The organism is Streptomyces sp. NPDC030893, assembly GCF_055571535.1.
Genome location: NZ_JBVIFC010000001.1, coordinates 757,494 through 777,116, shown reverse-complemented (window position 1 = coordinate 777,116; position 19,623 = coordinate 757,494). Strand labels below are relative to the sequence as shown.

Genomic DNA, 19,623 nt, shown 5'->3' with positions numbered 1-19,623 from the left:
CTGAGACGTCCCGCGGGGCCGGTTCGGCCCGCCGCCGCCGAATGATAAAACGCCCGGCTGCGTGGCGTCCGGCACAATGAACTCATGACCGAGCGAAAGCCACCGGGTGTCGACTTCGAGGTGGGGGTCCCCCCGCTCGAACGAAGTTGAGAGTGGGGGAGGGTCGACAAGCAGATCCGCGATGTGGAAGCGCGCGGGGAGTTCGAGGAGCTCGCGGGGGTGGGCAAGCCGCTCCCCCCTGAGGTCGAGAGCACCTACGACGAACTGTGGTGGGTCAAGCGGAAGATGGCCCGCGAGGGGTTCTCGGTGCTGCCGCCGGCGCTGGCCCTGCGCAAGGAGGCCGAGGACGCGCTGGAGGCCGCCCTCGCGGCCCCGTCGGAGCGGATCGTCCGGAAGATCCTCACGGAGATCAACGCCAGGATCAGCGACATGATGTTCAAACCGCCGCCCGGCCCCCCGCTCGGCAAGAAGCCGTACGACGTCGAGGACGTCGTACGGCAGTGGCGGGAGCGCCGGGCGGCGGCGGGCGGGCGGGCACCCGGCTCAGACGTGTAGCAGCCGTTCCGCCAGCTCGCGGTAGTCCCGCAGGGCGAGCCGCAGTTGCTCGGTGTCGGTCGCCGCGGCGGCCTGCCCGTCGCCGGGGGCCGCGGTCCCGGCGGTCTCCCAGGACCGCCGCAGGGTGCGCCGGCGCTCGGTCACGGCGTCCGCGAAGCGCTCGGCCAGCTCCCGCAGTACGTGGTCGGCCTCCTGTACGGCATCACGCGGCGCGTCGACGAACCCGGCCACGGCGTGCTGCAACTGCGCGGCGAGCTGGTCGGTGTCGTCGTGCGGGAGGAGGCGGTGGTGCGCGCCGGTGCCGTCCTCGCCGCCGTGGTGGGTGGGGGTGCGGGTGCCGGTCTCCGCCGGGGAGAAGGGCTTCCCGGACGGGCCGTCGGCGCCCCTGCCGGTGTCGGGGGCGGTGCGCGGGGTGCCCCGGTCGGGCGGGGTGCCCTCGGTGAGGGGGGTGTCTCCGGGGCGTCGGGTCACGTCGGTCATGTCGTTCAGCTCTCCTTCGCCTGGCGCCGGTGGAGCAGGGACGGTGTGTGGTGGCCGCGCCGGGCGGCCGGGGCCGTACGGTCGCCGTCGGCGCCGTGCCGTCCGCCGTGGGGGCGGTGGCGTCCGCCTTCGTGCCGGGACGGGCGGACCAGTTCCCCGAACAGGGCGCGGGCCTCGACCATGGCCTCGCGCATCTCCTCGGTGCCCGCGCCGCCGTCGTGCGCGCCGTTGGCGCGCGCCTGCGCCACGCGGTGCACGCGCCGGTAGCCGTCGACGTGGTGGGCGTGGTGCACGGACAGCGCGGAGAGCTGGTCCTCGTAGTGGCCGTCGGCGGGGTAGCCGCGGGCGGCGGCGAGTTCGGCGATCAGCCGGTCCGCCTCGGCGACGGCGTCGCGCGGCGACTCGACGAACCGCTCCTGGGCGGTCGTCCAGCGCGCCTCGTACTGTTCGCGCTCGGCGGGTTCCAACGGCCGTACGCGCAGGCCGCCGTGGCGCTCCACGCGCTCGGCGAGCTCCCGCTCGGCGGCCTTGGCGTCCCCGTCGTGCCGGGCGACGGCACGCTCGTACTCGGGCCCGAAGCGCCGCTTCAGGCCCGCGCCGTGCCGGGGGCCGCGGGCACGCAGGGTCAGCACGGCCGCGACGGCGGCGACGACCGCGACGATCACGATCAAGGCGATGATCAGGCCAGTGGACATGGATGCCTTCCGGGTTCTCGTCCGGGCCGGCACTCCTCTCGAGCCGGTTCGTCTTCCGGGTTGCCCGTTGCTCCGCGCACAAACTGCGCGACACAGAGGCCGCCCGGGCATATTCGCTTGCGCGACCGCCGTGCGGACCGTCGACAATGCCCGCCATGGCCTGGACCGTCGCCCCGGAACCGTACGACTCCCCCGCCGCCGCGGCGCTGTGGCGCGCGTATGACGCGGAGGTCAGTGACCGCTGGTACCTGCTGCACGAGGGGCGCCGGACCGATCCGGCGGAGCTGGAGCGGGAGATCGCGGCCGGGGCGGAGGGCGGTCTCGTACCGCCGCGCGGGGGTCTGCTGGTCGCGCGGTACGCGGGTGAGCCGGCCGGGAGCGCGGGGTTCCGGCTGCTGGACGGCGCGACGGCCGAGCTGACCCGGGTGTTCCTGTACGAGGGGATGCGGGGCAGGGGCGGGGCGGCGCCGCTGGTGCGGGCGGCCGAGGACGCGGCGCGTGCGGCGGGCGCGACCCGGATGGTCCTCGACACGCGCGCGGACCTGGTGGAGGCACGGGCCCTGTACACCCGGCTGGGGTACGCGGAGACCGCGCCGCACAACGCCGCGCCGCACGCCGAGCACTGGTTCGCCCGGAGTCTCGGCTGACCGGCGTCAGGGCGCCGGGGTCACCGCGCCGGGGTCAGCGCGCCGGGGTCACCGCGCGTTCGCCGTGCGGGCGTTCGCCGCGGGAGCCGCACAGCTCGTCGTTCAGCTCGTGGACCAGCTGCACCAGGTCGGTCGGGCGGTCCGGATCCCACCAGTCGCCGAGCAGCTCGGCCAGGGACTCCTCGCGGGCCCGCGCCAGCCGTTCGCTCACCTCGCGGCCCTCGTCGGTGAGCACCATGTCGACGCCCCGGCGCACGGCGAGGTGCCGGATCTCGACCTGCCGGGTGGCCTCCAGGACGACGTCCAGCGGGACGGGGTTGCGCTCGGCGAGCCGGGCCGGTTCGACCGAGCCGTGCCTGCGCATCCGCAGCAGCAGCCAGCTCGCCGCGGGCAGCAGGTCGTAGCCCGCGCGGTCGGTGATCCTCCGGTAGATCTCGCGCCGGCCCTCGCGCGTGCCGAGCACCGACAGCGCGCGGTACACCTCGTCGTAGGAGGACCGCTCCACCGGGTTGCTGGCGAGCGTCTCGGTCACGTCCGGCGCGGTGACGGAGGCGCGCAGCCGGTCCTCCTTGAGGAACCAGGCCAGTACGAAGCCCACGAGGGCCACGGGTACGGCGTACAGGAAGACGTCGGTGATGGCGTTGGAGTAGGCGTTCAGGGCCGGCAGGCGCAGGGACGGCGGCAGCCCGGCGATGCCGCGCGGGTCGGCCTCCAGCGTGCCGGGGGACATCCCGGGCGGGAGGTCCGCGCCCCGGAAGGCGGCCGTGAGTTCGTCGCGGAGGCGGCTCGCGAAGATCGCGCCGAAGATGGCGACGCCGAACGAGGCGCCGATGGAGCGGAAGAACGTCGCGCCGGAGGTGGCGACGCCGAGGTCCTCGTAGGAGACGGCGTTCTGCACGATCAGCACGAGGACCTGCATCACCAGGCCGAGTCCGAGGCCGAACACGAAGAAGAACGCGCTCATCAGCGCCGTGGAGCTCTGCGTGTCGAGCTGGTGGAGCAGCAGCAGTCCGACGGCGGTGACGCCGGTGCCGGTGATCGGGAAGACCTTCCAGCGGCCGGTGCGGCTGACGATCTGCCCGGAGCCGGTGGACGACAGCAGCATGCCGGCCACCATCGGCAGCATGTGCACGCCGGACATGGTGGGGGTGACGCCGTGGACCACCTGGAGGAAGGTCGGCAGATACGTCAGCGCGCCGAACATGGCGAAGCCGACGATGAAGCTGATCACGGCGGCGAGCGTGAAGGTGCGCACGTGGAACAGCTTCAGCGGCAGTACGGGCTCGGCGGCCCGGCGTTCCACGGCGACGAAGGCGACGATGAGGACGGCGCCGAGCACGGCGAGCCCGATGATCTGCGGTGACGCCCAGGCCCAGGTGGTGCCGCCGAGGGAGGCGACCAGCACCAGGCAGGTGGCGACGGAGGCGATGAGGAAGGTGCCGAGGTAGTCGATGACGTGCTTGCTCGACCTGCGCGGGATGTGCAGCACCGCCGCGATCACGGCGAGCGCGACGATCCCGACGGGCACGTTGATGTAGAACACCCAGCGCCAGCTCCAGTGCTGGGTGAGCACGCCGCCGAGGAGCGGCCCGAGCACGCTGGTCGCGCCGAACACGGCCCCGAACAGGCCCTGGTAACGGCCGCGCTCGCGGGGCGGCACGAGGTCGCCGACGATCGCCATCGACAGCACGATGAGTCCGCCGCCGCCCAGTCCCTGGAGCGCGCGGAACCCGATCAGCTGGGGCATGTTCTGCGCGGCACCGCACAGCGCGGAACCCACCAGGAAGATCACGATGGCGAGCTGGAAGAGGCGTTTGCGCCCGTACTGGTCGCCGAGCTTGCCCCACAGGGGGGTCGCGGCGGTGGAGGCCAGCAGATAGGCGGTGACCACCCAGGAGAGGTGCTCCAGTCCGCCGAGGTCGCTGACGATGGTGGGCAGGGCGGTGGAGACGATGGTCTGGTCGAGGGCGGCGAGCAGCAGGCCGAGGAGCAGGGCGCCGATCGAGAACATGACGTTGCCGGACACCTGTTCCCGGCCGCCCCCGCGGTCGCCCCCACCGCCGCTGCCGCTGCTGCCGCCGCCGCTGCCGGAGGCCGGCTGTCCGGCGCGGGGCGCGGGCTGCGCGTCGCTCGTCCTCGGCGCCGTACCGTGCGCGTCGTCGGCCATGAAGACCTCCAGACCTTCACAGGTTCCAGGTTCCCGTTTCCCCCACCCATCGTGATCGGTGTGACCCGTTATGGCCTGTTGAGTCCTGCCGGAAGGTCGCATTCCGGGGGCGCGCGGGCCGGGCTGTGAAGAAGATCTGCATAATCCTTGGAGTTCGCGAGGGGAGGGACGACACGTGGAACAGCCGAACGGAAACCCGTGCCCGGAATGCGGTGCGCCCAGGAACAGGGACAACACGCCTTCCTGCGCCTGCACGCTGCGTGCCTCCGACGCCCTGCGCGACGCGCGTACGGCGGAGGCCGCGGCGGCGGAGGACTTCGATCCGCTGCGGATACGCCCGTATGTCGAACTGGACGGCAAGAGCGCGCGCGGTACGCCGGACGGGGCGCGGGAGCAGCCGGGGACGGCCGCTCCCCCGGACACCGGACCGACGTCCACGGGCGGGCCCGGCGCGTCCTCGGGGGCGCCCGACGAGACGATGCCGTTGCGCGCCGTCCCGCCGGAGGCCGCGGCGCCCGGCGGGACGGAGGCGACGTCCGTGCTGCCGACGCCCCTCGGGCCGGCGACGACACGGCCGAGCGACACGGACCTGGACCTGTTCGACGCGACACAGCCGATCGCGCGCGTGCCCGCCGCGGCCGACGGCGAGGGCGGGGACGGCGAGGACGGGGCTCCGCCGCGCCGGCGGCGCCCCGGGATGCTGTTCGCGGTCGCCGGGGCCGTCGTCGCCGTGGTGGGCGCGGCGGGGTGGGCGAGCGGGATGTTCTCCTACGAGACGCCGTCCCGAAACGGCGCGGCCCCGGAGGAGGTGCGGGCGAGCGTCCCGGACCCGTCGTCCGACGCGCCGTCCACGGAGCCGACGGCGAGCACGTCCTCCGCCTCGCCGACGACGTCCGCCTCCCCCTCGGCCTCCGCGTCCGCGAGCGCGAGCGCGTCGGCCTCGCCGTCACCGTCGGCGTCCAGCGCCTCGCCGACCGCCTCCGCGTCGTCCGAACCCGCCCCGACCCCGACGAGCTCCCCGCCGTCCGCGGTCGAGCCCGAGGCCCCGGGCGAGGACGAGGGCGACGACACCGGCCCGGTGCTGCGCCGCGGCGACCGCGGCCCGGAGGTCACCGAACTCCAGCTGCGCCTGCGCCAGCTGTACCTGTACAACGACGACATCCACGGCCAGTTCAACCGCCGCGTCGAGGAAGCCCTGCGCAACTACCAGTGGTCCCGCGGAGTCCACGACGAACTGGGCACCTACGGCCCCCGAACCCGCTCCCACCTGGAATCGGAAACCCGACAGCCGTAACGTCGCGCCCCGAAGCGGGCAGAACCCCACAGGGACCCCCGCCGGAAACCGCCCAGCGCGGGTGCGGGGGCATGCCGCCCCCGTACGGCAAGACGGCACGCACCCAGCACGCGGACCCGACCCGCACGGACGCGAGTACGGGACCCGCGCAGGGCGGCCGAGACAGCGGGCCCCGGAAACCGCCACCCCAGCGCGAGCGCGCAAGGCGCCCCCGTACGGCAGGAACGGCGGGGAGCCGGGCTGCGGGGCTGCCGGCTCGTCGGGGTGGGGTCGATCAGTCCGTGATGTGCAGGCGGATCGTGCCGTCCGCGGCCGCCTCCACGCGTACCTGCGTCAGGTCGCGTACGACCACGTCCGGGGCGTGGAAGCCGGCGCGGGGGCCGACGCCCACGACGCGCATGCCGGCCGCGCGGCCCGCCGCGATACCGGCGCCGGAGTCCTCGAAGACCACGCAGTCGGCCGGGGCGACGCCCAGTTCGGCCGCGCCCTTCAGGAAGCCCTCCGGGTCGGGCTTGCTCGCCCCGACGGACTCCGCCGTCACCCGGACGTCGGGCTGTTCCAGCCCGGCGGCGGCCATCCGCGCCGTGGACAGGGGGACGTCGGCGGAGGTCACGAGGGCGTGCGGCAGCCCCTCGAGGGAGGCGAGGAAGTCGCGGGCGCCCGGTATCGGGACGACGCCCTCGGTGTCGGCGGTCTCCTCGGCGAGCATGCGGGCGTTGTCGGCGTGGTTCTGCTCCATGGGGCGGTCCGGCAGCAGCAGGGCCATGGAGGCGTAGCCCTGGCGGCCGTGGACGACCTTCATGACCTCGTCGCCGTCGAGCCCGTTGCGGTCGGCCCAGCGCCGCCAGACGCGCTCCACGGAGGCGTCGGAGTTGACGAGGGTGCCGTCCATGTCCAGCAGGAGGGCGCGGGCGGTGAGTACGGCGGTGGCCGTCATCGGCAGCTCCAGGGCGCGGGGAGGGGCTTGTCGTGGGCCCCGGTCGAGGGGCCAAGGCGGCCCCGCCCGCCGGTCAGGGAAAACGGGCGGGAGCCACTTTGTTCATCCACGGTACAAAATCGTCCCGGCTCCCGCCACCGCCTTCGCCGAGCGTTCACCCACACTTCAGCCCGCCGTGGCCCCCGCAGGGATCCCGCAGAGATCCCGCAGGGGTCCCGCGGACGTCAGCCGGTGACCGCCTCCCACAGGCTCCACACGCCGAGCCCCAGCATCAGCAGCGCCGCGATCCGCGTGATCAGCTTCAGCGGAACCCGCTTCATCAGCGCCTTTCCGCCGACGATGCCGAGCCCCGCCACCGCCCACAGCGCGAGCACCGCGCCCAGGCCGACGGAGAGCGGGTCGTCGTAGCGGGCGGCGAGGTTGGCCGTCATGATCTGCGTCAGATCGCCGAACTCGGCGACGAGGATCAGCATGAACCCCGCCCCGGAGACCTTCCAGAAGCTCTGGTCCTCCGGCTTGCGGATCTCCTCCTCGCCCTCGTCCTTCTTGAGCAGCAGCATCGCCGCGCCGCCCAGGAACAGCACACCGGTGACGGCGTGCACGAGCTGCTGCGGCAGCAGCGTGAGGACGCTGCCGGCCGCCACGGCGAGCGTGACGTGCACCGCGAAGGCGGCGGCGACACCGGCGAAGACGTACGAGGCGCGGTAGCGGGTGCCGAGGACGAGGCCGGCGAGCGCGGTCTTGTCCGGCAGTTCGGCGAGGAAGACGACGCCGAAGACGACGGCCGTCACGGTCAGGCTGATCAACGGTTCCTCAATCGGTCGGGGCCGCCCCGCCGAGAGTGCTGTGCGATTCCACGGGACACCTCGGCACGGCAGCACACACGGCACCCGCACCGAGGGGCACGGGTGTGCACTGCTTGCCGAAGGTCTCGCCGACGGGCCCCGCATCGCGAGGTCCGCCTCCGGGCGCCGGCTCAGGCGGGCTGAGCAGTATGTCGACGGTCCGGCGAAGAGCTACTCCCCTTCTGCGCCGTCCATCGTACGCGAGGCCCGCGCCGGACGTCGTACGCGGAAACTTCACACCTCAACCATAGACGTGTCATGCCCGTGTCATTAGCTTCTTACCGGATCCACCCCTCCCGGCAACGCGACACGGCGAGCATTCCCCTGCCCGCACGCCAACGCCCCCACTCCACAAGGGAGTCCGCATGTCGAAGTTCTCGAAGGTCTACGCGCGTCGACGGCTCGGCACAGCCACGGCGCTCGCCGGACTCATAGCCTCCGTCGGACTGTTCAACGCCCCGGCCGCCTCCGCCGCCCTCCCCACCCCGGTCAGCGCCGCCACCGCCCGCGGCTACCTCTCCGCCCTGGACGTGCGCACCGAGAACCGCGCCGGCTACGACCGCGACCTGTTCCCGCACTGGATCACCGTCAGCGGCACCTGCAACACCCGCGAGACGATCCTCAAGCGCGACGGCACCAATGTCGTCACCGACTCCTCCTGCGCGGCCACCAGCGGCAGCTGGTACTCCCCCTACGACGGCGCCACCTGGTCCGCCGCCTCCGACGTCGACATCGACCACCTCGTATCCGTAGCCGTGACGAAATAAGTAACTGTCACTGCAGGTCCAATCGTCAGCGCGATGCCGCCGACAACTGCCGACTACAAAATGGATCGGCGTATGAGTTGCCGCATGCATGCCAGGTGTGTTCGTGACTGCGACCTCCCTTTCGGCGAGCACCACCGAGTTCATCGGGACACAGAGCACGGCAGATGACTTCGGAACCTGTCTTTCATCCCGGCGACCTACTGCGGCGGTGGAGCGTTGACGTGATCGTCTTCATAGGCTGGCCGCCCGGTATTCCGCTGCCCTTGGTGTAGCCATCTGTAGGCTCCCTGCGCAGGAGGTGTCATGGACTCAGCGCGTGGGGCTGGCAAGGGCTGCAGGTACGCCTTGACCAGTGACGAGGACGATGACGAATTCTGGGGGTTCGTGCGGGACGCCAACGGGCTGTTCGAACCTCAGGAAGACGGTCTACGGCAGGTTGAACTGCTGGGGTGCTCGCCGCAGGGGAAGTTCCTGACCAGCCTCGACCATCTGGGGAGCAGGAGAGCGAGGGCAGGCGGGGCCCACCTGGCACTCCTCGATGTTGAAGGCATCGAAATGGGTTCCTACTTCGTCAGCGGGGTGACGGCGACGGCTGCGAGGCCGTCACGGCACGGCGATGACCTGTTCGATGTCGAAGTACGGCTGTGGTGCGATGAACTTCTCCCTGGGGTTGCGGAGATCTGGGACCTCCTCCGAACAGGGAATCTCGACCGCAAGGGCATGTGGGAGGACCTCGACGCGGTAGGCCAGAAGGCATGGTTGTCCGTCGCGCTGTGGTCCCGCAAGTACCAGCGTCGCGGACACCCCGAAGATGCCTCATCAGGGCGGGTGGTCACCTTGGACGGTCGGCAGGTTACCGATATCAACAGCTTTTACTGCGCGCTGGGAGAAGCCGTCAACGGCCCCGGCGGGTACTTCGGATGGAACCTCGCTGCCGTGGACGACTGCCTGCGCGGAGGCTTCGGCGTCAAGGCCCCGTTCACCCTGGAATGGCTGGACTCGAATGCCGTGATTACAGACCTGAACGGTCATCCCACGACGCGCGGCGACGCTGCCGCCGAGTTCCAGGTTCTCCTTGAAATCTTCGCCGACCGCGACGTCACCGTCCTCATGCGGTGAACAGGAGAATCGACACTCGCCGTCGAGCAGCCCTCAGGAGGTTGGGGGCGACGCACGGCGGTGTTCGACTGGCTCCGGGGGCCGGGTCAGACGGCGGGTCATAAGCGCGATCGCGGCGGGCGGTCCAAGCTCCTCAGCCGGATCAATCCGTGTCCGTGGCTGCCAGCACAGCGATGCGCCGAGCTCCTGGGGCGACAGATACCAGCCCTATGTCCCACGCCACACACTCGAACCACTTCGTGGCGGCCCCGAAGCTGTACCAGTCGCACGCCTGAGCATTTCGTTCCACTTCGTTGACCGGTGCTGCCGTGGATGCTCCGGACAAGGCGGCGAGGGAACGCCAGGCGGCCAGTCGCCCATAAGCGCCGTAGACGCCGTTGTTGTATGCGCCGCCTGTCGATGCCGCCGCGAAAAGCATGCGCCAGGCGTGCTCCGGTCGGCAGGAGGACAGGGCGAGGCGTTTGCGCGGACCTACCCCGTTCAGACACTGCAGGCCCAGCGTCACCAACAGGTCAGGAAGGGCCTCCGTCTCGACCGGCTCCGCCAGGTCGTACGTTCCGGCCTCGCTGTGGCCGTTGGACTCCTCGGCCCAGTTGGCCACCGCTGCAGCAGCGGCCTCGCTGAACTTTTCCGTCGTTGTATTGGTCACTTGCGGCAGGTGTGTAATGCGGCCCAGCGTGACACCAGGGCCGTCCTGCGGCCCGTAAGGCATCGAATAGCTGCCCCCGCCCACTGAGTAACTCGGGAGGGGCGGCGTCTCCTCGATCGCGAGCAGTTCCAACGGCAGCCAGGCGAGCGGATGGTGGCGCCAGTGCGGTGACGTCGCCCACGCCTCGGTCGCCGGCGACTCCGCGACCGTGACGCCTCTGAGCGCCAATTCGTGCACGAGACAGGCCCGAAGCTCCTCCGAGGCGGCGGCACGTGAGCTGCCGCCTGCGAAGACGAAGGACAGGTCCTGCGGAGTCTGGCCATCGGCGAGCAGTGAAGCCGCGTAACGAGCCAGCTTCCGATTGCCGGGCGAGGCGGCCGCCACGAGCCGCAACGTCTGCTCGACCTGCTCCTGACCCGAGGTCGTGGTCAGCAGGCGGAGAAGACGGTCGAAAACACTGCGGTACTGCCAGACCTGACCGGCGGAGGAACCGTATCGGTCGGCCAGGGCGATGCCGAGATCGGCCACGAACGCGACATCACCTTGGCCGAGCCTGCGCTCGGCCATGTCCCACACCTCGGTCACGCTCTTCAGGTCGGGCAGTCGCATCACGATCTTCTGTATTCGGTCGCTCACGCCGTGAGCCTATGAGAGGGCTGGTCAAAAGGACACGCCGTTTTCTGCTGCCTCAGTCGGCCTCGTAGCGGGCCAGGCGCCTACGCAGGTCGAGGTTCTCACCTTGCGCGATTTCGAGGGCCTGGCGGAGTCTCGCCACCTCTTCACGGTGAGCCTCCTGCTGCCGCGTGAGGCGGGCGCTCAGTGCCCTCACCGCGGCGGAGGTCGAGGAGTCGCCCGGCGGATTCGCAGGCCCCGCCGGAACCGGTCCGGTCTTGGCTCGGTGCCGCTCGATCTGCGTCCGAAGTTCCGGGCTCCTGTAGAGGAAGTCCGTACTCACCCCGGCCTGGCGGGCCACGGCGGTGAAGCTGATCGGCTTGCCCGCCCTGGCCAGCTCGGCGAGGGCAGTGCGCGCCCGCTTCTCAGCTTCCTGGGTACGGGCGCGGGTGGCCTGGCGAAGGTGCTTGGGCAGCGGCGTCATGTGGTCGGCTCCTGTTGTCGGGCAGCGGGCTACGGTTCGGGGCGATCGGCAGCGCCTGCCCCGCGAACCGCCCGGAGGTGGCCGTCCTCGTGGACGCTGACCTGGTCCAGGGCGACGAGGACCTTGGTCAGCGCGCGGGTCTCGGCGAGGCGGCCGGCGAGCCAGATGTTGTCCTCACCCATCGGCTCCCCGTGCCGGGCGGTGAACTGGGTCTGGCGGCGCGCGATCAGCGCTTCGGACTGCTGGAGCTGGTGCTGGAGTTCGTCGCGGTGGCTGGCGTCGGTGACGAACTTGTCGCAGGTGAGGCAGGCGTTGCCCTTGGAGCAGACCTGCCGGGGCGGCAGCATGCACCAGCCGTTGGGCAGCACTCGGTCGGCCCGCTGGTCCAGGTGGAGGAGGTCGTAGAGGTCGCTGGGGTTCACCTCGGCGGTCCGGCCGTCGGCCGTCACCTTCTTGTAGCGGAGGAACTCGCGCTCGGCCGTCACAGCCAGGGTCTTGGCATAGTGCATGGTCATGGCCGGTGTGACATGACCCAGGTAGCGCATGACGACGTGGATCGGGACCCCGGCGTTGATCAGGTCGGTCGCCCGGGTGTGCCGGAAGGTGTGGGTCTTCGAGATCTTGACAGGGCGGCCGACACTGTCGGTGATCGCCAGCTTCTCGGTCAGTACGCCAAGGCGACTGTGAAACGTCGCCGAAGCATAGGGCCTCTTCCCGAGCCGGTTGTTCTTGGTCTGCAGGAACAGATACGGCGGTTCCGTGCCCTCTGGGGAGCCCTGCGCGGCGATGAACTCACGGGCCCACTTCTGCTGGAGACGGATGATGTCGACGATCTCCTGGTCGACAGGGATCGTCGGCGGCTCGCCACCGATGATCTTCGTCTGCTGATAGGCGAGCCGGGCCACGAAACCGTCCGGCTCCTTGTCCTTCTGTTTCCCCGTGGTCAGCAGCGGCAGCAGCGGTTCGAAGTCCATCATCAGGACCTCGTTCATGCGCCGGCCCGTTCGGATGAGCAGCATCAACGCATGAAAAGCCTGCCGGTCATCAAGGCCTCCCTCGGCCTTGGAGGCCGCGAGTACCCCGGAACCCGCCGCGATCGTACTGATCACCTCGTCCTCCAGGGCCATGTCGTCCGGGAGCTGGTTGGTGAGTCGCGGCTTGTCTTCCAAGCGGAACAGCACCGTGTGCTCCAGGCCAAGTCCGGCCCAGCGCCGGTCACCGAGAACCGAGACCGCCTCGGCACGGTTGTCGTAGATCCACCGGTAGAACGCCTCGATGGTCACCAGCGGGCCCCGTCGGCTGTTCTTCGCCAGCCTGCCACCCTTGTTCGGGCCGGTCATCGCGGTGTGACTGTTGAGTGAGGTCACAAACCCGAGCAGCCAGGGCCGAAGCTTCTCCGGTGAGTCGACGAGTTGAGGACCGGCGCAGCCTGCTTCGTCGATGTACCACTGGAACCACTTCAGGTGATCCAGCCTGCTCTTCACCGACGACCACACGTACCGCTCGGTCGACAACTGGACGGACAGCCACCACTTTGCGGCTTCCCGGAACCAGCCTGTCGTGAGCTGGCTGAAGTTGGCCACCGTGCGGCCATTGGGCTCGTGCTCCCGTTGCGGGATGCGCCGGTCCAGAGCGGGGTTCCAGACGTTCAACCGCCACCACTCCCCGTCGTGGTAGGCGTGGGCAAGACGGTCTTGCACGTGCTTCAGGCCGTTCTCGACCCATCCCGGTAGATGGGGGTTGGCTGAAGTGTGGGTGCGCATCAGCGCTCCCCTGACCTCTCGCCCCCATTCCTCGTGCGTCAGAGCCGTCAGCGACCGCGCTGTCCGTGCCACGGAACTGCCGTGCTCAACCGCAAGAACAAGACCCCGCCGCAGCTCACCCAGGCGATTGGTGTTGATGCTGTATCCGTCGGCGACTTGTTGGTCGATGAACCAGGCCATTTCCCAGGTCATCGGCTCCGGGAGTCCTCGGAGGCTGAGGGACTGGGTGTACCAGCCCCGGCTCTTGTCGATCGTCCGGACGATGAACGCCTGACGGTAGTCCTCGGGCATGTTCGCGGAGTCGAAGTGATCCCGCCGGTGCTCCTCAGGCAGGCTCTCCCAGAGCCGCCTCGCCCGCTCCTCGCTGAAAAGCTCAGCGATCGGCAGCCGCGGGTCCCGTTTGTCCCGGCGATTGCGCTCACGAACCCTTGGAGCCTGCGCCCTCTGTTCGGGCAATGATGTGACGGTCTTCCGCTCAACGCTCACTGTCAGCTCCCCACGCCTTCGTGATCTCCTGCCAATCCGCGCACGCCCGGAGCTCCGCGTCCTCGGTCACATGGGCGTACGTGTTGATCGTGGTCTGGATGTCCGCGTGGCCGAGCCTGCGGCTGACCACGTGCATCGGCACTCCGGACAGCAGCAGGCCCGTGGCGTGGGTGTGCCGGTACCAGTGCGGGGTCATGCCCGGCGGCAGGCCGGGGACGTGCTGCTTCCGCGCGGCCAGGTGCTTGTAGACGCTCTCCGCCCTGAGCGGCGCGAACCGACGTCCGCGGTGCAGGTTGCAGAAGATGTACGCGTCGTCCCAGTCGTCCAGCTCGACGTCTGCACCGGCCTCGCACAGTGCCCAGACCCAGTCGCCGTAAAGGCGGTCCAGAACCGAGCCGACGAAGACGCGGCGGTGACCGCTCTTGGCCCGCAGGCCGTGCGGGTGGTCCTCACGGTGGACGACCTCGACCTGCGCGGTCGTACCCGTGCCGGTCTTCCAATCGCGGTGCCGCAGGCCAAGGGCCTCGCCGAGCCGCAGCCCGGTCTCCTCCAGCAGGGTCCATAGCAGGCGGTATCGCAGCTCACCCGACCAGACCGCGTCCGTCGAGTCCCAGGTCGCCTCCGACTCACGGAGCGCTGCCATCTGGTCGGGCAGCAGTACCTGCACCGGTTTCGCACGGACACGGATCTTGACCACGCTCGAACGGCGTCCGGCCCTGCGCGCCACGTGTTCCAGGAACGGCAGGTAGCTTCCCGGCCGGGCCTTCACCGTCTCGTACAGCCGTCCCGCGACCTCGACCCCGCGAGCCGCGTGATAGCGGTAGAACCCCATGACGGCCCGAGCGCGGCTCGCCACGGTCGCGTCGGCCGCCTTCACGCCCTCATGGAGCGGCACCACGTCCTCAGCCACGCTCCCGCGACGCAGCTGCCCTACAAAGGTGCCGAGTTCAGTCACTCCGATCGCGTCCCACGCCTGCGCCCGACGCTCCAGAAACGTCCACCACAGGGCTAGGCCCCGCGCGTAACTCTTGAGGGTGTTGGGTGAGCAGTCCCTCGATCTCAGGTACTCCAGGTACTGCTCGACCGGCTCCGCTACACGGTAGTCCTCGCCGACGACCGTCCACGTCACGCCTTCACCGGTGACCACTCGCTGCGTACTTGCCACCGCCACCCCGTCCGTCATCGCTGTCAGCGGCACCTCACCGCTGCACCGGATAACGCACCGCTCACAGGAAGGACACGGCCCACCACGTCACGTCACAGATGTCAGCGGCATCGCAAACAAGGTGCGGATAACACCTCGTGCCGCTCGCCGAGGCCTGGGACTCCGGTGCCGGGTCCTGGACCACCGCGCGGCGTCAGGCCTTCGCCAACGACCGCACCCGCCCGCAGCTCCTCGCCGTCACCGACAACGTCAACCAGTCCAAGGGCGACCAGGACCCCGCCACCTGGATGCCGTCGCGCTCGGCCTACCGCTGCACCTACGTCCGCGCCTGGGTACAGGTGAAGTACCACTACGACCTGTCGGTCGACGCGTCCGAGAAGTCCGCGCTTCAGGGGTACCTCGCGAACTGCTGAGACCCCGGCCGCCTGCGCGCGCCCCGGCGACTGCCGGGTGCACGAATCTCCCCGGCGGCCCGGGTCGCTGCGTACCGTACGGGGCGACGGAGGAAGGGGTCACCATGGCCGGACTGCGGCTCGGACCACTGCTGAGGTACGTCGACGGCTCGTCCGCGACCGTCTGGGTGGAGACCGGGCGCCCGGGCACCGTCGAGGTGCGCTGTCCCGACGGGCCCGGCGGGAAGGAGGGCACCTTCCAGGTCGCCGGTCACCACTACGCGCTGGTCCGGGTCACCGGCCTCACCCCGGGCACGGCCACCCCGTACGAGGTGTTCCTCGACGGCGCCCGGGTGTGGCCGCTGCCCCAGGACCCCTTCCCGTCGTTCCCGCCCTCGGTGATCGCGACCCCGGGCCCGGAGGACCGTACGCGTGTCGCCTTCGGCTCCTGCCGCTGGGCCTCCCCGCCCACCGGGGAGCCCGATCCGGTCGGCCCCGACGCGCTCGACGCCCTGGCCAGGCGCATCGCCGCCGACCCGGCCGGGGAACGGCCGGACGTCCTGCTGCTGCTCGGCGACCAGGTGTACGCGGACGAGACCTCCGACGCCACGCAGAAGTGGCTCGCCGCCCGCCGCGACCTGAAGGACCCGCCGGGCATCCAGGTCGCCGACTACGAGGAGTACACCCACCTCTACTACGAGTCCTGGCTCGACCCCCAGGTGCGCTGGCTGCTGTCCACCGTGCCCAGCTGCATGATCTTCGACGACCACGACGTGATCGACGACTGGAACACCTCGGCCTCCTGGGTCGAGGACATGCGCGCCACGTCGTGGTGGCGGGAGCGGGTGCTCAGCGGTCTGATGTCGTACTGGGTGTACCAGCACCTGGGCAACCTCTCCCCCGCCGACCTGGAGGCCGACCCGCTGTACGCGGCGGTGCGGGAGCGCCCCGACGGCACCGATCCGCTGCGCGCCTTCGCCTCCGACGCCGAGGCCGACGCGACCGCCGTGCGCTGGAGCTACCGGCGGGACTTCGGCCGGGTGCGGATGGTGATGGTGGACAGCCGCGCGGCCCGCGTCCTGGAGGAGGGCCGGCGCTCCATGCTCGATGCGGCCGAGGCCGCCTGGCTGCGCGACCAGGTCCTCGACGGGCGCGGCTCGTACGACCATCTGCTGATCGGTACGTCCCTGCCGTGGCTGCTGCCCCATCTGGTGCACGACGTCGAGGCGTGGTGCTCCGTGCTGTGCCGGGGCGACAAGGGCCCGCGCTGGGCGCGGCTCGGGGAGAAGCTGCGGCGCGCGGCGGATCTGGAGCACTGGTCGGCCTTCCCGGAGTCGTTCGACGAGCTGGCGGAGCTGATCGCCGAGGCCGGTACGGGGCCGGGGGCGCCGGCGACGGTGTGCGTGCTCTCCGGGGACGTCCACCACGCCTATGTCGCCGAGCCGAGCTGGCCGGGGCGCGCGGTGCCGGACGCCCGGGTGGTGCAGCTGACCTGCTCCCCGGTGCACAACTCCATTCCGCTGTCACTGAGGCTCGGTTTCCGTTTCGGGTGGAGCGCCGTCGCCCGGGGGCTCGGGCGGGTGTTCGCGCGGCACGGCGGTCTGGGCCGGCCGGCGGTGGGCTGGCGCAGGACGGGCGGACCCTGGTTCGGCAACCAGCTCATGACACTGACGGCACACGGGCGTACGGCGGTGCTGCGGCTGGAGCACGCGCAGCGGGCGGGGACCGGGGCACGGCTCAGGGCGGTGTCGGAGACCCGGCTCGGCGAGTGAGCGCGGAGGAAGCTGTGAGGCGCCTGTGCAGCAGGGTGCGGATTCGGTCACGCCGATGATCGCGGGGGCGGGACGGGGGCCGTACTGACGTGCGACGGCAGGCGCGCGAGCAGCGGAAACGGCGTGAACCCCTGGCCGAATGTTGAACTTGCAAGTAAGAGTTAGGCGCTCCTAACGTGGGAATCCGACTCGGTTCCGCCCCGGCCCGACCCCGTCCCGGGGGCCGGGCCCGACCGAAGGAGAACCCCCACATGACCGGACGTCTCAACACCGCCCAGCCCTATGCGCTGGGCCTGTTCCGCATGGTCGTCGGCCTGCTCTTCGCCTGCCACGGCGCGGTGTCCCTGCTGGGCCTGCTCGGCGGCGTGGACGGCAACGGCGGCACAGTCGAGACCGGCATCTGGCCGGGCTGGTACGCCGCCCTGATCGAACTCGTCGGCGGCGGTCTCGTCCTGCTCGGCCTCGGCACCCGGGCGGCGGCGTTCATCTCGTCCGGCGCGATGGCGTACGCGTACTTCAAGGTCCACCAGCCCGACGCCCTGTGGCCCATAGAGAACCACGGGGAGGGCGCGGCCATGTACTGCTGGGCCATGTTCCTGCTGGTCTTCACCGGCTCCGGCGCCTTCGGCCTGGACCGCCTGCTCTCCCGGCGCTCCGCGTCCCCGGACGACCGGCGCACGGCGGAGCAGACCCCGGTGGCGGCCTGACCGACCGTACGGCGCCCTCCCCGCACCCGCCGGGGAGGGCGCCCCGTCGTACGGGGGCCCCGAACCCCCCGTGACCCTTCTGTCACTTACCGGGCGTACGCTGTATGGCTGTCATCGGCCACACTTCTGCCACTCCTGCCGCCCCCTCCGCGACAGCCCGGCCGGAGCCGGCCCACGGGGGCGCTACGGGGAGTTCGGGTGGAGAGTCTGGGGTCGCTGGTCGGCAGCCCGTGGATCTATGCGGTGGTGGCCCTGTCGGTCCTGCTCGACGTGTTCCTGCCGGTCCTGCCCAGCGGGGTTCTGGTGATCACGGCGGCCACGGCCGCGGCGGCCGGTACGGCGACCGATGTGCCCGACATCCTGGCGCTGACGCTCTGCGCGGCCACCGCCTCCGTCCTCGGCGACCTGGTGGCGTACCGCCTCGCCTGGCGCGGCGGCCCCCGTCTGGACCGGGCCATCGCCCGCTCCCGGCGGCTGAGCAGGGCGCAGGAACGTCTCGGCGCGGCGCTGGCACGGGGCGGCGGCGCGCTGGTCGTCCTCGCCCGGTTCGCCCCGGCCGGCCGTTCGGTGGTCTCCCTCGGCGCCGGTGCCGCGCGGCACCGCGCCCGCGACTTCCTGCCCTGGTCCGCACTGGCGGGCCTGTCCTGGGCCGGCTACAGCGTGGCCCTCGGCTACTTCGGCGCCCACTGGCTGGGCGCGACCTGGCTGGCGACGGCGGTCTCGGTCGGGGCGCTGTTCGTGGCGGGCGCGGGCGCGGGCTACCTGATGCGCCGCAGCCCCCACCCCCAGCCTTCGAAGGCTTCCTAGGCCACCCCGGGCAACCCCACCCACAGGCGCCCGACGGGCCACCCCACCCCTGCCACTGCGTGCGCCCGCGCCGCGCAACTGCCGGCAGTCGCACGCCGCAGCCGCGGGCAGCCGTGTCTCCCCCAGAGGGGGTACCCCCAGGGCGGCACGGGTGGGCGGTGGGGGCACCTCCCGCTCGAGCGAAACCGGGAGCGGGGGAGGCACCCCGCAAACGCCGGGCTGCGCAACACCCCCCTGGCCGGCAACCACCCCCGGACCACTCACCCCGCCGGGGCTCCAGGCTCCGGGCCCGGGAACCTAGCCCGCCGCCCCCTGCCGCGCAGCGCCCCGTACCTCCAACCCCTCCAGCAACTCCGCCGTAGCCCCGGCAACCGCATCGACCGCCCGTTCGAACACCTCGCGATTGTGCGCGGCCGGCGCCCGGAACCCGGACACCTTCCTGACGTACTGCAGGGCCGCGGCCCTGATCTCCTCCTCCGTGGCCTCCTCGGGCAGTACGGGCGGACGCAGGGTCTTGATACTCCGGCACATGCCCCCAGTCTGACGCGCGGGGCCCGCCCACGGCCACCGCCCGGGCCACCGTCACCGCCACGACCACGAAGGGGTGAATCCCGGCTGCAGAACCCCCCGGCAACTCGCCACCCAAAATCGAACAGGCGTATCATTGGACTGTGGCTGCGACCTATGACTTTCCGAGTGACCTCCTCGCCGGTCAGGAGGAACTGCACCAGGTCAGGGCCGAGTTGTCGGCCCTGCTGAAGCGGCTCCCCTGGTCGGTCGAACCCCTCGACGGGTTCAGTGACGACAACGGCTGGCGCAAGATCGAGCGCCCCGCCTCTCCGGGCTGGACCGAGGACGAACAGGCCGAGGTGGAGAAGCTCAGAAGGCGGGAGCACGAGCTCGCGGTGTTCGTCAGCACCCACCGCTACTGGGACGCGATCACCGGCTCCGACCGGATCCAGGCCCGCGCCCACCTGAAGCACGCCCACACGGAAGACACGGACGAGGAGTCCTCGTAGCACCCGGGGGATTCCTCGTAGGACACGACGGCCGACGGCCCCCGGAGAATCTCCGGAGGCCGTCGGTCACGGTGGGCGCGGACGGTTTCGAACCGCCGACATCCTGCTTGTAAGGCAGGCGCTCTACCCCTGAGCTACGCACCCGAGGCCCGGGCCGCATGCCCAGGTCGAGTGGACAGCCTACATGGCCGGGGACAGGGTCCGGCACACCCGTATCGCACCGGGCCGCAGGGCCGCACGGCTGCCTTTCCCGGGCCGTCC

Annotated in this window: 17 protein-coding genes, 1 tRNA gene and 3 pseudogenes; 10 read left to right on the top strand and 11 right to left on the bottom strand. The window is 71.1% G+C overall.

Translation table 11 applies throughout. The annotated features are described in order from the left end of the window. Window positions 1-84 precede the first annotated feature (84 nt). A pseudogene (locus ACZ434_RS03425) lies at window positions 85-555 on the top strand (DnaJ family domain-containing protein). Here ACZ434_RS03425 and ACZ434_RS03420 read toward each other — a convergent pair. Together ACZ434_RS03420 and ACZ434_RS03415 are read right to left on the bottom strand one after the other, a co-directional pair. Beyond that, complete coding sequence (locus ACZ434_RS03420; protein WP_468451279.1) at window positions 544-1,035, bottom strand: hypothetical protein; 492 nt, start codon at window positions 1,033-1,035, stop codon at window positions 544-546. The pseudogene ACZ434_RS03425 and the gene ACZ434_RS03420 sit on opposite strands and share 12 nt — an antisense overlap. Window positions 1,036-1,040: 5 nt before the next feature. Continuing rightward, on the bottom strand, window positions 1,041-1,730 hold the full coding sequence (locus ACZ434_RS03415; RefSeq protein ID WP_468451277.1) for a hypothetical protein: 690 nt from the start codon (window positions 1,728-1,730) through the stop codon (window positions 1,041-1,043). Window positions 1,731-1,885: 155 nt separating this feature from the next. Between ACZ434_RS03415 and ACZ434_RS03410 the strand changes: the two genes are divergently transcribed. Next, complete coding sequence (locus ACZ434_RS03410) at window positions 1,886-2,377, top strand: GNAT family N-acetyltransferase (RefSeq protein WP_468451275.1); 492 nt, start codon at window positions 1,886-1,888, stop codon at window positions 2,375-2,377. 34 nt (window positions 2,378-2,411) lie between these two features. On the opposite strand, the gene ACZ434_RS03405 is transcribed toward ACZ434_RS03410, so the two are convergent. Continuing rightward, on the bottom strand, window positions 2,412-4,544 hold the full coding sequence (locus tag ACZ434_RS03405) for an MDR family MFS transporter (RefSeq protein ID WP_468451273.1): 2,133 nt from the start codon (window positions 4,542-4,544) through the stop codon (window positions 2,412-2,414). Between the two features lie 175 nt (window positions 4,545-4,719). Here ACZ434_RS03405 and ACZ434_RS03400 point away from each other — a divergent pair, with 175 nt between their 5' ends. Further along, complete coding sequence (locus tag ACZ434_RS03400) at window positions 4,720-5,838, top strand: peptidoglycan-binding domain-containing protein (protein ID WP_468451271.1); 1,119 nt, start codon at window positions 4,720-4,722, stop codon at window positions 5,836-5,838. Window positions 5,839-6,112: 274 nt separating this feature from the next. On the opposite strand, the gene ACZ434_RS03395 is transcribed toward ACZ434_RS03400, so the two are convergent. Both ACZ434_RS03395 and ACZ434_RS03390 read right to left on the bottom strand, forming a co-directional pair. Further along, window positions 6,113-6,775, bottom strand: a complete 663-nt coding sequence (locus tag ACZ434_RS03395) for an HAD-IA family hydrolase (protein ID WP_468451269.1) — start codon at window positions 6,773-6,775, stop codon at window positions 6,113-6,115. 224 nt (window positions 6,776-6,999) lie between these two features. Then, the gene (locus ACZ434_RS03390) at window positions 7,000-7,581 is read right to left on the bottom strand and encodes a TMEM165/GDT1 family protein (RefSeq protein ID WP_468451267.1); all 582 of its coding nucleotides are present in this window, start codon (window positions 7,579-7,581) and stop codon (window positions 7,000-7,002) included. Window positions 7,582-7,985: 404 nt separating this feature from the next. Between ACZ434_RS03390 and ACZ434_RS03385 the strand changes: the two are divergent. After that, window positions 7,986-8,375: pseudogene (locus tag ACZ434_RS03385) on the top strand (hypothetical protein); the annotation flags it as partial. A 357-nt stretch (window positions 8,376-8,732) separates the two neighbouring features. Then, window positions 8,733-9,506 carry a barstar family protein gene (locus tag ACZ434_RS03380; RefSeq protein ID WP_468451265.1) on the top strand — a complete coding sequence of 258 codons (774 nt, stop codon included), beginning with the start codon at window positions 8,733-8,735 and terminating at the stop codon, window positions 9,504-9,506. A 142-nt stretch (window positions 9,507-9,648) separates the two neighbouring features. On the opposite strand, the gene ACZ434_RS03375 is transcribed toward ACZ434_RS03380, so the two are convergent. The 4 genes from ACZ434_RS03375 to ACZ434_RS03360 are packed head-to-tail and all read right to left on the bottom strand — an operon-like array spanning window position 9,649 to window position 14,665. Next, window positions 9,649-10,791 carry a DUF6183 family protein gene (locus ACZ434_RS03375; protein ID WP_468451263.1) on the bottom strand — a complete coding sequence of 381 codons (1,143 nt, stop codon included), beginning with the start codon at window positions 10,789-10,791 and terminating at the stop codon, window positions 9,649-9,651. 52 nt (window positions 10,792-10,843) lie between these two features. Further along, complete coding sequence (locus ACZ434_RS03370; protein ID WP_468451261.1) at window positions 10,844-11,251, bottom strand: DUF6262 family protein; 408 nt, start codon at window positions 11,249-11,251, stop codon at window positions 10,844-10,846. A gap of 29 nt (window positions 11,252-11,280) precedes the next feature. Then, a complete protein-coding gene (locus ACZ434_RS03365; RefSeq protein ID WP_468451259.1) occupies window positions 11,281-13,500 on the bottom strand; it encodes a tyrosine-type recombinase/integrase in 2,220 nt (739 codons plus the stop codon). After that, window positions 13,490-14,665, bottom strand: coding sequence for a tyrosine-type recombinase/integrase (locus ACZ434_RS03360; RefSeq protein ID WP_468451257.1), 1,176 nt, complete (start codon window positions 14,663-14,665; stop codon window positions 13,490-13,492). The genes ACZ434_RS03365 and ACZ434_RS03360 overlap by 11 nt, the downstream gene beginning before the upstream one ends. A gap of 131 nt (window positions 14,666-14,796) precedes the next feature. Here ACZ434_RS03360 and ACZ434_RS03355 point away from each other — a divergent pair. The 4 genes and pseudogenes from ACZ434_RS03355 to ACZ434_RS03340 form a co-directional block, all read left to right on the top strand. Further along, a pseudogene (locus ACZ434_RS03355) lies at window positions 14,797-15,078 on the top strand (GmrSD restriction endonuclease domain-containing protein); the annotation flags it as partial. Window positions 15,079-15,182: 104 nt separating this feature from the next. Beyond that, on the top strand, window positions 15,183-16,829 hold the full coding sequence (locus ACZ434_RS03350) for an alkaline phosphatase D family protein (RefSeq protein ID WP_468451255.1): 1,647 nt from the start codon (window positions 15,183-15,185) through the stop codon (window positions 16,827-16,829). A gap of 251 nt (window positions 16,830-17,080) precedes the next feature. Continuing rightward, complete coding sequence (locus ACZ434_RS03345; RefSeq protein WP_468451253.1) at window positions 17,081-17,536, top strand: DoxX family protein; 456 nt, start codon at window positions 17,081-17,083, stop codon at window positions 17,534-17,536. 198 nt (window positions 17,537-17,734) lie between these two features. After that, entirely contained in the window at window positions 17,735-18,343 is a 609-nt protein-coding gene (locus ACZ434_RS03340; RefSeq protein ID WP_468451251.1) for a DedA family protein, read from the top strand. Window positions 18,344-18,640: 297 nt separating this feature from the next. Here the strand turns inward: ACZ434_RS03340 and ACZ434_RS03335 are convergent, their stop codons facing one another. After that, window positions 18,641-18,874, bottom strand: coding sequence for a DUF2277 domain-containing protein (locus ACZ434_RS03335; RefSeq protein WP_468451249.1), 234 nt, complete (start codon window positions 18,872-18,874; stop codon window positions 18,641-18,643). 140 nt (window positions 18,875-19,014) lie between these two features. Here ACZ434_RS03335 and ACZ434_RS03330 point away from each other — a divergent pair, with 140 nt between their 5' ends. Further along, on the top strand, window positions 19,015-19,362 hold the full coding sequence (locus ACZ434_RS03330) for a hypothetical protein (RefSeq protein ID WP_468451247.1): 348 nt from the start codon (window positions 19,015-19,017) through the stop codon (window positions 19,360-19,362). Between the two features lie 72 nt (window positions 19,363-19,434). On the opposite strand, the gene ACZ434_RS03325 is transcribed toward ACZ434_RS03330, so the two are convergent. Continuing rightward, window positions 19,435-19,506 (bottom strand) — tRNA-Val (locus ACZ434_RS03325). Window positions 19,507-19,623: the final 117 nt, after the last annotated feature.

Coding starts and splice junctions, on each gene's coding strand:
- ACZ434_RS03370 (WP_468451261.1), bottom strand. CDS start 11,251: ATGACGCCGCTGCCCAAGCACCTTCGCCAGGCCACCCGCGCCCGTACC.
- ACZ434_RS03335 (WP_468451249.1), bottom strand. CDS start 18,874: ATGTGCCGGAGTATCAAGACCCTGCGTCCGCCCGTACTGCCCGAGGAG.
- ACZ434_RS03410 (WP_468451275.1), top strand. CDS start 1,886: ATGGCCTGGACCGTCGCCCCGGAACCGTACGACTCCCCCGCCGCCGCG.
- ACZ434_RS03415 (WP_468451277.1), bottom strand. CDS start 1,730: ATGTCCACTGGCCTGATCATCGCCTTGATCGTGATCGTCGCGGTCGTC.
- ACZ434_RS03395 (WP_468451269.1), bottom strand. CDS start 6,775: ATGACGGCCACCGCCGTACTCACCGCCCGCGCCCTCCTGCTGGACATG.
- ACZ434_RS03420 (WP_468451279.1), bottom strand. CDS start 1,035: ATGACCGACGTGACCCGACGCCCCGGAGACACCCCCCTCACCGAGGGC.
- ACZ434_RS03350 (WP_468451255.1), top strand. CDS start 15,183: ATGGCCGGACTGCGGCTCGGACCACTGCTGAGGTACGTCGACGGCTCG.
- ACZ434_RS03345 (WP_468451253.1), top strand. CDS start 17,081: ATGACCGGACGTCTCAACACCGCCCAGCCCTATGCGCTGGGCCTGTTC.
- ACZ434_RS03405 (WP_468451273.1), bottom strand. CDS start 4,544: ATGGCCGACGACGCGCACGGTACGGCGCCGAGGACGAGCGACGCGCAG.